Raw genomic sequence first — 13,636 nt, forward strand, 5'->3', positions numbered from 1 at the left:
TATTAGGTAAGATTCTCCTTAATGGTTACCAGTTGTTCCTAATGATGGTTAGGAATTTTTGGATGGTTTTGGTCATCTAGACGCTACTAAGTTTAATCATACAAACGATATATTCCTGTAAAACGTTCACAATCTTTTTGCTCACTTTTTATAATTAATAAAGCTTTTTGAAAGTCAAATTGGTACTGGCACTTTTTTTCATTATCAATAATTAGATTCTTTTGCTCGGGAGTCGTGTAGGCAAGTAAAGATAAAGTTTGAGTCTCTACACGATTATTGGGATTACGATAAGCAATTCCTTCGATTTTTAACTTATCTTTATCCAGTTGATGAATCTGGATGTGAACAGGTTGTTTGGCTAAATCACCATGTTCAAATTTTAAATAGTGTTGTGTAAGCGTCTGATTCATTGAAGTATAAAAGTTTAAATCATCTAAACGAACATCAAATTGTTGCTGATAACAATTTTTAGATTTGCACTGTTGGATTTGATTAAGCCAAAGCTTTTGTGTGTCATGTAGTAGTTGAATTGGAGCATCAGTCACAAGATAAGCGGTTAAAAACTTATTATTCAGCTTAGTTCGTTGGTCTTGATACTGCTTAGAACAAATTTTTTTTTGCTCAGCATTCTGTGTTGTACAATTAATTGACGCGGCAAATACAAATGATGAGCAAAAACAACTCAATGTGATGATATAACCAGATTTCTTTAATTGATTTATTAAGGTGTTCAACAGCATAATCACTTATATGTTCAGCCTAATTTGCTCACTGTACTATAGCGAAATAGAAAGCCTGAATACAAGATTTGTTCAGTATATTGTAAAAGGAAAATCATATGGTTGCTCAAATTCGTATTGGACAAGGGATTGATGTACATGCTTTTGAAGAAGGCAATTTCGTTACTTTAGCTGGGATTAAAATTTCGCATACGCATGGTTTAAAAGCGCATTCAGATGGTGATGTGGTCTTGCATGCATTGAGTGATGCTTTACTTGGCGCATTAGCATTGGGAGATATTGGGCAACATTTCCCAGATACTGATCCTGAGTATAAAGGAGCTGATAGCCGCATTTTATTGAAACACGTATATCAATTAATTTTAGATCGTGGTTATCATTTAAATAATGCTGATATCACAGTTGCGTGTGAACGTCCAAAGCTCGCAAAACATAATTTAGAAATGCGCCAAAGTATTGCTGATGTACTTGAAGTCGATATCACTCAAATTAGTATCAAAGCAACGACGACGGAACAACTAGGATTTACAGGTCGCCAAGAAGGCATTTTAGCAACAGCAACTGTCTTAATTTCACATCAAGCAAGATGATCTACATCCATTAATGATTGTTCAAGTTCAAGTGTTGCTTTACGACCTTGCAGTTGTAAAGTAATACTATGAATTAAACCTGTCCAAGTCTCATTCGGTTCCCAAATTTCATGAAGTAATGCTTGAGCTGTGGGCATATCCATATCCATATAAAATTGACGATATAAATACATCAAACTACTTACACGCATGTTTTTGGCGCAATGCAGCCAAACAATTTCATTTTGAACAAGATGAGCAATTAAATCTAAAACGAATAAGCATTGTTCTGCACAAGGAAGATCCCAATCAATAGGAATATGAATGTAGTTTAAGCCTAAATCCAAACAGATTTGGTCTTGTTTAGCTAAATGATTTTCTGATTTGCTCGTCGCAAGATTGATTACTGTACTACAGCCATATTCTTTAATTTGCAGTAATTGTTCAGCGCTTGGCTGAGCAGAACTAAATAGATGCTCGTGCACCAAAGAAAAACTAGGAATTTCAGAAAGTGCTTGTTCGAGTGAAGTCATAATGTTCGCTTTGTAGTTATCAAAGTTTCAACCAAGAGGAGAAACTTCTTCTAATAAAAGATTTTTCTACTATAAGTGTTTTTATTTAAGTGTTCAATTTAGATCGCAAAAATAAAAACAGCATCATGATGATGCTGTTTTCTTTAGCTATTTAGTCTTTCTTCAAATTCTCATTTAATAAGAATTCCATTAATGCCTTTTGAGCATGTAAGCGATTCTCTGCTTCATCCCAAACAACAGCATTTTTATGATCCAGCATGTGCTCAGAAATTTCTTCGCCACGGTGTGCGGGTAAGCAATGCATAAATAAACAATCTGGATGAGCCAGATCCATTAATTTTTCATTCACTTGGAAATCAGCAAATGCTTTTTCACGAAGCTTTTGTTCTTCTTCTTGCCCCATGCTTGCCCATACATCAGTTACGATCAGGTCAGCATTAACCGCAGCATCCTCAGCTTTATTGAACACTTCGACACAATCGGCAAATTCAGTCAAAAACTCAGGTTTTGGTTCATAACCTTCAGGTGCAGCAATTTTGAGTTTAAAACCCATCATATGTGCTGCTTCAATGTATGAATTACACATATTATTGCCATCGCCAATCCAAGCAACCGTTTTACCTTTGATGCTTCCACGGTGTTCTTGAAAGGTTTGTAAGTCAGCAAGTAATTGACATGGATGGTGGTCATCCGTTAATCCATTAATGACAGGAACTTTCGAATAAGAAGCAAAACGTTCAACAATATCATGGCCAAAAGTACGAATCATTACGATATCAAGCATGCTTGAAATGACACGTGCTGAATCCTCAATTGGCTCACCACGACCTAATTGAGTATCTCGTGGAGAAAGGAAAATCGCATTACCACCAAATTGGCAAATACCAGCTTCAAAAGAAATACGTGTACGTGTACTCGATTTCTCAAAAATCATTCCTAAGACTTTACCTACAAATGGTTGAAAAACCGTATTTGCATGTTGCATGCGTTTCAATTCTTGAGCACGGTCTAAAATGCGTTGCAACTCTAAAGTTGAAAGGTCTCGTAAAGTCAGGAAATGCCGAAGCGCCATAGTTACTCCCACAATAATTATTGAATAAAAACAATAATTAATTGTTATTTAATGGGTGGTGATAAAAAAGGAATTGACTACTATACTACACCACCTAAAAAATGCAAAAGAATTAGACTTTTTGATGAGCTTTTAAGAATAAATCAACTGAATAGTTAATATAATCAGTTATTTCAGCGTCATTTGCTGATACTTCTAAACCCATTAAAAGTCGCCATTCAACATCACGTAGAATTCCGAAATACATCATGGCGGAGAAATGAGGGTTAGAGCAGTATATTTCATTGAGGTCGTGTGCCTGACCTAAAGCAAATGCAATCGTATTCTGTATATTTAAAGCACATTGGTCATAAAAATAGTGCGCTAATTGTATATCTTTTTGAGTTTGCTCTGTGAACATGCGCATAAAGGCAATATTTTCAGGTTGAATAATATGTTGATAAAAGCGTTGTAATGTTTGCACAAGGTATGTTCTTAAATTATTTTGTTCTGAAGTGTATGGAAAACAAACACCTTTAAAAAACACTTCACGACGATAATCACAGATCGCAGTAAAAAGACCTTCTTTGTTGCCAAAGTATTTATAAATAGAAGCTTTTGAGCCACCTGCATGATTGACAATATCATCCAAGGAAACCGCATCATAACCTTTTTCAAGAAATAAATCGGTTGCACATAGTAATAATGCAAGGCGACGTTCTTGACCACGACGAGTTTGAGGTTGTTCGCAACTTGGGTAACAAATATCAGTCATTATATTCAATGAGCGTTGAGGGAATATTTTATTATAGCAAAAACCATATGTCTTGTATGGCTATGACATTGGATCATGTATCTAAACATCTCAATGTAAAAAAGCGAGTAATGTGATCATTACTCGCTTTTATGGGCTATTTATGATTTATGCTGAACGAACTTCATCATCTTCATCATCGTCTGTTGAATCCATGCCAAGCTCTTTAAGTTTGCGAGTAAGCGTGTTACGGCCCCAACCTAAAAGCTCTGCTGCATGGCGTTTGCGACCACGTGTTTGTTGTAAGGCTGCATTAATCAAGGTGCGCTCAAACATTGGCGTAGCGATATCTAAAATTTTCATTTCGCCATTTTTTAACTTTTGAATTGCCCATTGAGCTAGTAACTCATCCCAATGATGTACAGCAATTCTTTCAACTAAAGCTGGGCTTGTAGTTGATGCATCATTCGTCGATTTCTGTATAGCAACTTGTTTTAGCTCAGCAGGTAGATCTTCTGGATAGACTTCACGTCCAGTAATCATCACTGTTAACCAACGACAAGTATTTTCTAATTGGCGAACGTTACCTGGCCAAGGGAGTTGCTGCATATAGTCAGTTGTTTCTGTACGTAGGATTTTAGGACTAACACCTAATTCTTTACCTGCACGCGCCAAGAAATGTTGCGCAAGCATAGGAATGTCTTCACTACGATGAGCGAGTTTCGGAATATGAATGCGAATAACATTAAGGCGATGGTACAAGTCCTCACGGAAACGACCTTCATTCACCAACTTCTCTAAGTCTTGGTGAGTTGCGGCTACAATTCGGACATCAACTTTAACTGGAATATGTCCACCAACACGGTAGAACTCGCCATCAGCAAGGACGCGAAGCAAGCGTGTTTGTGTTTCAAAAGGCATATCACCAATTTCATCAAGAAATAATGTACCGCCGTTGGCTTGTTCAAAGCGACCTTGATGTTGAGTATTTGCACCTGTAAACGCGCCTTTCTCATGCCCAAATAACTCAGTTTCGATTAAGTCTTTTGGAATAGCGGCCATGTTAAGTGCAATAAATGGTTTGGCGCGACGAGGTGAGTGCTTGTGTAATGCATGTGCGACAAGTTCTTTACCAGTACCTGATTCACCATTTATAAGAACCGTGATATGGGATTGAGATAGACGTCCAATGGCACGAAACACTTCCTGCATTGCAGGCGATTCACCAATAATTTCGGTTGATTGTAGAGGCGTCGTCGCTTTGGTTGCTTCTTGTTGTTGCAATTTATTGATATGTAAAATAGCACGATTAACTAATGCTAAAGCTTCATCGATATCAAATGGTTTTGGTAAATACTCAAATGCACCAGTTTGGTAACTTGAGACAGCAGATTCTAAATCAGAATGTGCTGTCATGATGATGACAGGTAGATCTGGATGCGTGTTTTTAACTTTAGACAAGAAAGTTAAGCCATCAATTCCAGGCATACGAATATCTGTCAAAATGACATCGGGTGCAGCATCATGCAAACGTTCGAGCGCTGTTTGTGCCTCTTCAAAGTTGGTGACGTCAAAACCTTCTTCTTTAAAAGTTTTTTCGAGTACCCAACGCATGGCACGATCATCATCAATTACCCAAATTTTATTTCGTGACACGGTCTGACTCCCAAGGTAAATATAAGCTAAATATGGTTTTTCCTGGAACGGATTGACACTCGATCATTCCGTTGTGTTGATGCATAATGTTTTGCGCGATACTGAGGCCAAGTCCTGTACCTTTTGCTCGTCCAGTAACAAGAGGGTAAAATACAGACTCTAATATGCTTTCTGGAACACCTGGTCCATTGTCTTCAATATCAATTCTTATCGATGAGCGATTCAGAACACCGTTAATTGTGACTAAGCGTTGAATGCGCGTTCTTAAAATCAGCTCTGGTTCTGAATCAACAAAAAAATCTTTATTTTCAGTCATTGCTTGCACAGCATTTACGCTGATATTGAGCATAACTTGAATCAGTTGATCACGGTCAGCCATTACATCAGGTAAAGACAGATCGTAATCACGGGTAATCTTAATTTTTTTCTTCGTTTGGTTCACAATAAGTGAACGAACGCGCTCTAAAGGTTCATGCACATTAACTAGCTCATAGCTTGGTAATTGACGTGAACCAAGCATGGTATCTGCTAGATTGGTTAAGCGATCGACTTCACTAATAATAATGTCGGTAAACTCACGATAGCTTTCATCATTTAAGCTGCGAGCAAGTAATTGTGTTGCACCACGAATGCCCGCTAAAGGATTTTTAATTTCATGTGCCACGCCACGGACCAATTGGCGCGCGACTTGATGCTGTTGTACTAAATTTTCTTCTTTAGAAATTTTCAACATTCGATCAATTGGATTGAGTTCGATTAATAAAAGTGGGTGATAACTTTTACCTGCATTTAATTGCGAGACCGTATAATCCACATGGATTGGTTTAAAGTTCACATTAATTACAGCTTCGCGGCGTGTGTAATGTTGTCCGCTTTCTAATGTATTTAATAAAGCTTCATGTGTATTGAATGAATCGTCATGTGCATGAAGTAGATTGAGCACAGGCTGACCAGATGCGCGAAGTAAACTAACATCGAATAATGCTTCACAAGCCGAATTTAAATAAAAAATATTAAGGTTACTATCGACCAATAATATGGCAGTGGTCAGATTATCTACGAGTAGTCGATAGTCGATAGTGTTATGTTGATCCATTTGTGAATCGTCCTGTTTTAAAATGGCGCAATAAATATCAATGTAGATGAATAGCCATTAACTTCTGAAATGTATTTAATGCAAAATGCAAGCCAACTTCGTATTAGCTAATTTTCAATAACTTAATTCATAAATAATGACTTTATGCTGTATTTTTCACATAGATTGAGTTATTTCAATATTTTATCATGCTTTAAAATGGTGCGTTGTTGGGGTTTGTTTAAAATTTTGGTTGTATTTTGGTGCATTACACAAAGAGATGGCTTTGTAGCTATGCGGCAGCAAAGAAAAGTCATACAATACGCCGATTCAAGTGGAGCGCAGATTCATGAAGACCCCCAAAGTCGGTTTTGTATCTTTAGGTTGTCCTAAGGCATTGGTAGATTCTGAACGAATTTTAACTCAGTTAAAGACTGAAGGTTATCAAGTTGCATCAGATTACGACGGTGCAGATTTGGTTGTTGTTAACACCTGTGGTTTTATTGAATCTGCAGTGCAAGAGTCTTTAGATGCCATTGGCGAAGCCATGAGCGAAAACGGTCGTGTGATCGTTACAGGTTGCTTAGGTAAAGATGAAGATAAAATTCGTCAAATGCACCCAAATGTGCTTAAAGTTACAGGGGCGGCAGCTTATCAAGATGTAATGGAAGCTGTACATGAATATGTACCAGCGCCTCCAAAACATAACCCATTTATTGATCTAGTTCCAGAACAAGGTGTGCGTCTAACACCAAAACATTATGCTTATTTAAAAATATCAGAAGGTTGTAACCATCGTTGTACTTTCTGCATTATCCCAAGTATGCGTGGTGATTTAGTTTCTCGTCCTGTGGGTAGTGTGTTAGATGAAGCAGCAGCACTCAAACGTGCTGGTGTAAAAGAAGTATTGGTTATTTCCCAAGATACTTCTGCTTATGGTGTCGATACCAAATACAAGTTGGACTTTTGGAATGGTCAACCTGTAAAAACTAAGTTCTATGATATGTGTGAAGCACTTGGTCAGCTTGGTATTTGGGTGCGTTTACATTATGTCTATCCTTACCCACATGTAGATGCAGTCATTGACCTAATGGCACAAGGAAAAATCCTGCCATATTTAGATATTCCTTTTCAGCATGCCAGTCCGCGCATTTTAAAATTGATGAAGCGACCAGCCCATAGCGAAAATACATTAGAGCGTCTGAAATTGTGGCGTGAAAAATGCCCTGAATTGGTGATTCGCTCAACTTTTGTTGTGGGTTTCCCTGGTGAAACTGAAGAAGATTTCCAAATTCTATTAGAATGGTTAAAAGAAGCTCAATTAGATCGCGTGGGCTGTTTTACTTATTCGCCAGTAGAGGGCGCGACTGCTAATGATCTTCCTGATCATGTACCAGAAGAGATCAAGCAAGATCGTTATGAGCGTTTCATGGAAGTTCAGCAAGCAATTTCTGCTGAAAAACTACAAAAACGTATTGGTCAGACGATGACAGTATTGGTTGATAGCTTGGAAGAAGAGTTTCCAGTTGCTGTTGCGCGTTCATATGCAGATGCACCAGAAATCGATGGCAACGTATTTGTTGAAGATATTGATAAAAATGTGATTAAAGCGGGTGATTTACTCGAAGTCGAAATCACGGATGCAGATGAATATGATTTATTTGCTAAGTTGATTCAGATTAAATCAGCTTGATATTGAATTAAATTGAAGAAATTTTGAGATTGGTCGGTTTGGAGTAAAGGTATGTCAGCTTCTAAAAATCCACGTTATGCACGAATCTTGCTAAAGCTTTCTGGTGAAGCTTTAGCAGGCAATAAAGATATGGGTATCGATGCCCAAGTATTAGATCAGATGTCACTTTCAATTGCACACTTGGTTGGTTTGGGTGTACAGGTTGGTATTGTTGTTGGTGGTGGTAACTTATACCGTGGTAGTCAGTTACAAAAAGATGGTCTTGTAGGTCGCGTAACAGGTGACCAAATGGGGATGTTGGCAACTGTAATGAATGGTTTGGCAATGCGTGATGCATTAGTGCGCCGTAATATCAAAACACGTTTAATGTCTGCACTTCCAATTGGCACGGTTGTTGAGTCTTACTCAAGTCGTGATGCAATTCGCCACCTAAGCCAAGGCGAAGTTTGTGTATTTGTTGCGGGTACAGGTAATCCATTCTTTACAACTGATACTGCTGCTTGCTTACGTGGTATTGAAATTGAAGCAAACCTCATCTTAAAAGCAACTAAAGTTGATGGTGTTTATAATAAAGATCCTAGTAAATATGATGATGCGGTTAAATATGACAATTTAACTTTCGATCAAGTGCTTGATGAAAAGCTTGGCGTGATGGATCTTACAGCAATTTGCTTATGTCGTGATCATAATGTCCCATTACAAGTATTCGATATGAATAAATCGGGTGCTTTACTTTCTGTTGTTATGGGTGAAAAAGAGGGTACTCACGTTACGAATTAATGTACGTGAGCCATAAAGCGCTTTATACTAATGTCTAAATATTTTGTAATACCTAATGAATAAGTAAGGAAGATCATATGATTAACGATCTCAAAAAAGATAGCGAACTGCGTATGAATAAAACACTTGACTCTTTGGAGCAAGGTTTTGCAAAAGTTCGTACTGGACGTGCGCACCCATCTATTTTAAATGGTGTGATGGTTCCTTACTATGGTTCTGATGTTCCATTAAACCAAGTTGCAAACGTAGGACTTGAGGACTCACGTACACTCTTAGTACAACCATTTGAGCGTTCAATGGTTTCAGCGATCGATAAAGCAATTCGTGAAGCTGGTTTAGGATTGAACCCTATTACAGCAGACGCAATTCGTGTGCCAATGGCTGCATTGACTGAAGAAACACGTCGCGATATGCAAAAAGTTGCACGTACTGAAGCTGAGAATGCAAAAGTTGCAATTCGAAACATTCGTCGTGATGTATTAGGTGATATCAAAGCATTGTTGAAAGAAAAAGAAATTTCTGAAGATGATGATCGCCGTGCATCAGAGGATATTCAGAAAATTACGGATAAATTCGTTGCTGAAGTAGAAAAGCGTTTGGCTGCGAAAGAAGCTGAATTAATGAAGGTCTAATTTTATGACCTTGCAAGAAGATCAACTTCTTCCTCAGCATGTTGCCATCATTATGGATGGCAACAATCGCTTTGCCAAAAAGATGCAAATGCAAAAAGGTGATGGGCATCGTGAAGGCAAAAATGTCTTGGATCCGATTGTCGAGCATTGTAAAAGTGTCGGCGTAAAAGCATTAACGGTTTTTGCATTTTCAAGTGAAAACTGGAATCGACCACAGTATGAAGTCGATTTACTCATGAAGTTGTTAGAAGATACGATTCATGAGCAGCTTCCTCGTATGGAAAAATTTAATATTGCTCTACGCTTTATTGGTGACCGATCACGTCTCTCAGATCATTTAAGTGATTTGATGAAATATGCAGAACAAAAAACAGCAGCCTTTGATTCTATGACCTTAACTATTGCGATTAGCTATGGTGGTATGTGGGACATGGCCCATGCTGCAAAATGTATTGCTCAAGATGTTCTTGCTGGGAAAGTTCAAACAAATCATATAAATGTTGATTTATTTGATAAATATGTCAGTCTAAATGACCTGCCTGCTGTGGATTTATTGATTCGTACAGGGGGGGATTATCGCCTTTCAAATTTCTTATTGTGGCAAGCTGCATATGCAGAATTGTATTTTACAGAAACTTTATGGCCAGAGTTTACAGTCGAAGAGTTGGATTACGCATTTCGTGTTTTTTCAGGACGTGAACGACGTTTCGGTAAGACGACAGAACAGATTCAACAAGCGAAAATAGAGAATTAATAATGTTAGAGCGGATTATTACCGCATTGGTGTTAGTTGCTGTTGTTTTAAGTTGCATGTTTGCGACGCAATCACATTATCCAATGTTTGTGCTTATGATTTTAGCAGCTGGGGTTGCAGGCTATGAGTGGTTTAAGCTTATGCCTCATAAAGAAGCTATTGTTTCAAAACCTAAGGCTTGGATATATGGTATATGTGTAGCATCAGTTTCAACACTCGCATTATTTTTTGATGATGTTGCATTGTTGCTATGGGCAGCATCTATTCTTACGTGGCTAGGTAGTATTTACTGGGTTAAAAGCTTTCCAGAATCAGATAATTGGTACAATGTATCACTATATGCAATTGGTTTTATTCTAATTTCTGCAGCAGTGACTGCACTTTATGCTGTTTGGCATAGCTCACCTTGGTGGCTGATGTATTTGTTCTTGTTAGTTTGGGGGGCAGATAGTGGTGCATATTTTGTTGGTCGTAAATTTGGTAAAAGAAAACTTGCTCCTACAGTAAGCCCAAATAAATCGGTTGAGGGATTGTATGGTGGTATTGCAACAACAGTTGTGATTATGTTGGTTGTACAATATTTCTATTTAAACTTAACTGTAATACAGCTTATCTTATTCCTGATTCTTTCTATTATTACCGTTTTTGCATCAGTACTAGGTGACTTGTTTGAGTCAATGATCAAACGTCGTGCAGGGATTAAAGACTCAGGGCGTGTACTTCCTGGGCATGGTGGAGTATTAGATCGAATTGATTCACTTCTTGCTGCCGCGCCTATTTTTGCAACTGGTATGTATGTATTGGTAAAACTTATTGGTGTAGATCTATAAATGACACAGGCTGTTTGTATATTGGGTGTTACGGGCTCTATTGGGCAAAGTACCTTAAAAGTATTGGCGCGACACCCAGACCAATACTCTGTTTATGCAGTTTCTGCATATAGTCGTTTAGATGAACTGGTAGAAATATGTAAAAAATACAACCCTAAAATAGTGGTTGTTCCGAAAATAAAAGCTTTAGAACTAGAGCAACGTTTAAATCAAGAAAACCTGAAAAATATTGAAATTTTAACAGATGAAGCGGGTTTGATAGCCATTGCTGAACGTGATGCTGTTGATATTGTTATGGCTGCAATCGTCGGTGCTGCTGGCTTATTACCGACACTTGCCGCAGTCAAAGCAGGCAAACGTGTGTTACTTGCAAACAAGGAAGCTTTGGTGATGTCAGGTGACATCATGATGCAGGCAGCACGTGATCATAATGCTTTATTGCTTCCTGTCGATTCTGAGCATAATGCGATCTTTCAGTCATTACCACACAATTATTTACAGATTGAGAGAACAGGTGAGCCACAACTTGGTGTGTCTCAGGTTTTATTAACAGCTTCTGGTGGTCCATTTCTTAATCATTCTTTAGAACAATTATATGATGTAACGCCTCAACAGGCTTGTAAGCATCCAAATTGGTCTATGGGGCAAAAAATTTCGGTAGATTCAGCGACTTTGATGAATAAAGGTTTGGAATTGATTGAAGCGTGTCATTTGTTTTCAATATCAGAACATTTTGTTACAGTTGTTGTTCATCCACAAAGTATTATTCATTCCATGGTGCAATATGTGGATGGATCAACTTTGGCACAAATGGGTAACCCAGACATGTGTACGCCAATTGCGCACGCATTGGCATGGCCGCAACGCTTAAAGACGGATGTGCCTGCTTTAAATCTGTTTGAAACAGTTCAATTAAATTTTCAGGCACCTGATAATATTAAGTTCCCAGCTTTAAGTTTAGCTCGTCAAGCAATGCGTGCGGGTGGGTTGGCTCCTACAATTTTGAATGCTGCCAATGAAATTGCGGTTGCTGCATTTTTAAAAGGGCAAATTCGATTCACTGAAATTACGCAAGTGGTCGAGCATACTTTACAAGCTGTACAAAATGCTAAAGCAGAAAGCATAGACATCATTTTGCAGACTGATATGATCGCAAGAGGTATTGCAGAGAAGTACATCGTGGGTATAGGGGGTTAAATCGTATGAGCGCACTATTTATGATTGTTGCAGCGATTTTATTATTAGGCCCACTGATTGCGATTCATGAGTTTGGTCATTATTGGGTCGCACGTAAATTAGGCGTTAAGGTTTTAGTCTATTCTATTGGCTTTGGACCGACTTTGCTTAAATGGCAATCGAAAAAATCAGGTATACAATACCAGCTTTCAGCATTGCCGTTAGGTGGTTACGTTAAAATGCTTGATGAACGTGAAGGTAATGTTGCAGAGCAAGATTTACCTTATGCGTTTAATCGTCAGTCACCTTGGAAACGTATTGCAATTGTTGCTGCTGGACCGCTGATTAATCTTATTTTTGCTGTTTTATTGTTTTGGATTTTGTTTTTACCTGCTCAGGAACAATTAAATACCCGTATTGGCAAAATCATGCCAAATACACCTGCTGCCCAAGTCGATTTACAGGTTGGCGATAAAGTAGTAATGGTTGATGGTCAAACGACACCAACATGGGAAAAACTAAACTATGCTTTAGTTAATCGTGTTGGAGAGACAGGCCAAGTTTCAATTGTTGTTGATCGTACTGGAACTGAAAAACAGTTTAGTTTACCGATCAAAGATTTTCTAAAAGATCAGAACCAATCGCCTTTAGATGAGTTAGGGTTTTTACCTTATCGTCCTGTGATTCCAGCGATTGTAAAAGAACTGAGTACTGATGGTGCTGCAATACGTCAAGGTATGAAAGTCGGAGACAAAATTGTTGCGATTAATAGCGTTGCAATGAAAGATTGGTTTGATGTCGTTGATGTTGTACAAAATTCACCTGAAAAACTCTTAAATATTGATGTGCTACGTCAAGACAAACTGGTTCATTTACAAGTGATGCCTCAAGGTCAGCGTGACAATATGGGTAATATAAGTGGTGTTCTTGGAGTAAAAAGTGATGCAGGTAAAATCACAATTCCGAATGAATATAAACAAACCATTCAGTATTCACCTGTAGAAGCTTTCGGCGTTGCTGTTGAAAAAACAACACAATTGTCAGGTATGATTTTTAGTTCGATTACTAAAATGGTACGTGGACTAATTGGATTGGATAACTTATCAGGTCCTATTACGATTGCTAAAGTTGCAGGACAGAGTGCTGAAATGGGGTGGCAAACCTTTATTTCTTTTATGGCATTGATGAGTGTTAGTTTAGGAATTTTAAATTTATTACCAATTCCGATGCTTGATGGCGGTCATTTAGTTTATTACTTTATTGAAGCAATACGTGGTAAACCTGTTTCTGAACAAATACAGATGTTTGGTCTAAAAGTTGGTATGGTACTGCTCGGTAGCATGATGCTTTTGGCTTTATTTAACGACTTCATGCGTTTATAAAAACGCAAACG

14 protein-coding genes are annotated in these 13,636 nt (G+C 38.0%); 8 read left to right on the forward strand and 6 right to left on the reverse strand.

Annotation, left to right across the window (positions count from 1 at the left end; all coding sequences use genetic code 11):
* Positions 1–92: 92 nt before the first annotated feature.
* Positions 93–740: an A1S_1983 family putative colistin resistance protein gene (locus IEV17_RS07895; protein ID WP_004662013.1), complete on the reverse strand. Its 648-nt coding sequence runs from the start codon at positions 738–740 to the stop codon at positions 93–95.
* A gap of 98 nt (positions 741–838) precedes the next feature.
* Here IEV17_RS07895 and ispF point away from each other — a divergent pair, with 98 nt between their 5' ends.
* A complete protein-coding gene (ispF, locus tag IEV17_RS07900; RefSeq protein WP_004662014.1) occupies positions 839–1,330 on the forward strand; it encodes a 2-C-methyl-D-erythritol 2,4-cyclodiphosphate synthase in 492 nt (163 codons plus the stop codon).
* Here ispF and IEV17_RS07905 read toward each other — a convergent pair.
* From IEV17_RS07905 to glnL, 5 genes are all read right to left on the reverse strand, one after another.
* A complete protein-coding gene (locus IEV17_RS07905; protein WP_004662015.1) occupies positions 1,318–1,842 on the reverse strand; it encodes a protein tyrosine phosphatase family protein in 525 nt (174 codons plus the stop codon). The genes ispF and IEV17_RS07905 overlap by 13 nt on opposite strands.
* Positions 1,843–1,993: 151 nt before the next feature.
* Positions 1,994–2,914 carry an ornithine carbamoyltransferase gene (gene argF / locus IEV17_RS07910; RefSeq protein ID WP_004662017.1) on the reverse strand — a complete coding sequence of 307 codons (921 nt, stop codon included), beginning with the start codon at positions 2,912–2,914 and terminating at the stop codon, positions 1,994–1,996.
* Positions 2,915–3,026: 112 nt separating this feature from the next.
* Positions 3,027–3,668: a TetR/AcrR family transcriptional regulator gene (locus IEV17_RS07915; protein WP_004662020.1), complete on the reverse strand. Its 642-nt coding sequence runs from the start codon at positions 3,666–3,668 to the stop codon at positions 3,027–3,029.
* 147 nt (positions 3,669–3,815) lie between these two features.
* Positions 3,816–5,303, reverse strand: a complete 1,488-nt coding sequence (gene glnG / locus IEV17_RS07920) for a nitrogen regulation protein NR(I) (protein WP_004662022.1) — start codon at positions 5,301–5,303, stop codon at positions 3,816–3,818.
* Positions 5,290–6,399, reverse strand: a complete 1,110-nt coding sequence (gene glnL / locus IEV17_RS07925; protein WP_004662024.1) for a nitrogen regulation protein NR(II) — start codon at positions 6,397–6,399, stop codon at positions 5,290–5,292. Before glnL ends, glnG begins: the two co-directional genes overlap by 14 nt.
* Positions 6,400–6,727: 328 nt before the next feature.
* Here glnL and rimO point away from each other — a divergent pair, with 328 nt between their 5' ends.
* From rimO to rseP, 7 genes are all read left to right on the forward strand, one after another.
* Positions 6,728–8,071 (forward strand): 30S ribosomal protein S12 methylthiotransferase RimO, encoded by a 1,344-nt coding sequence (gene rimO, locus IEV17_RS07930; RefSeq protein WP_004662025.1) that lies wholly within the window; start codon positions 6,728–6,730, stop codon positions 8,069–8,071.
* A 51-nt stretch (positions 8,072–8,122) separates the two neighbouring features.
* Positions 8,123–8,851 carry a UMP kinase gene (gene pyrH / locus IEV17_RS07935; protein WP_004662027.1) on the forward strand — a complete coding sequence of 243 codons (729 nt, stop codon included), beginning with the start codon at positions 8,123–8,125 and terminating at the stop codon, positions 8,849–8,851.
* 77 nt (positions 8,852–8,928) lie between these two features.
* Positions 8,929–9,483, forward strand: coding sequence for a ribosome recycling factor (gene frr, locus IEV17_RS07940; RefSeq protein WP_004662028.1), 555 nt, complete (start codon positions 8,929–8,931; stop codon positions 9,481–9,483).
* A gap of 4 nt (positions 9,484–9,487) precedes the next feature.
* Complete coding sequence (gene uppS / locus IEV17_RS07945; RefSeq protein ID WP_004662029.1) at positions 9,488–10,237, forward strand: polyprenyl diphosphate synthase; 750 nt, start codon at positions 9,488–9,490, stop codon at positions 10,235–10,237.
* Between the two features lie 2 nt (positions 10,238–10,239).
* Positions 10,240–11,067, forward strand: coding sequence for a phosphatidate cytidylyltransferase (locus tag IEV17_RS07950; protein ID WP_004662030.1), 828 nt, complete (start codon positions 10,240–10,242; stop codon positions 11,065–11,067).
* Positions 11,068–12,264, forward strand: coding sequence for a 1-deoxy-D-xylulose-5-phosphate reductoisomerase (ispC, locus tag IEV17_RS07955; RefSeq protein WP_004662032.1), 1,197 nt, complete (start codon positions 11,068–11,070; stop codon positions 12,262–12,264).
* Between the two features lie 5 nt (positions 12,265–12,269).
* Positions 12,270–13,625, forward strand: coding sequence for an RIP metalloprotease RseP (rseP, locus tag IEV17_RS07960; RefSeq protein WP_004662033.1), 1,356 nt, complete (start codon positions 12,270–12,272; stop codon positions 13,623–13,625).
* Positions 13,626–13,636 lie beyond the last annotated feature (11 nt).

The sequence above is a fragment of the Acinetobacter modestus genome (assembly GCF_014636095.1).
Lineage (GTDB): Bacteria > Pseudomonadota > Gammaproteobacteria > Pseudomonadales > Moraxellaceae > Acinetobacter > Acinetobacter modestus.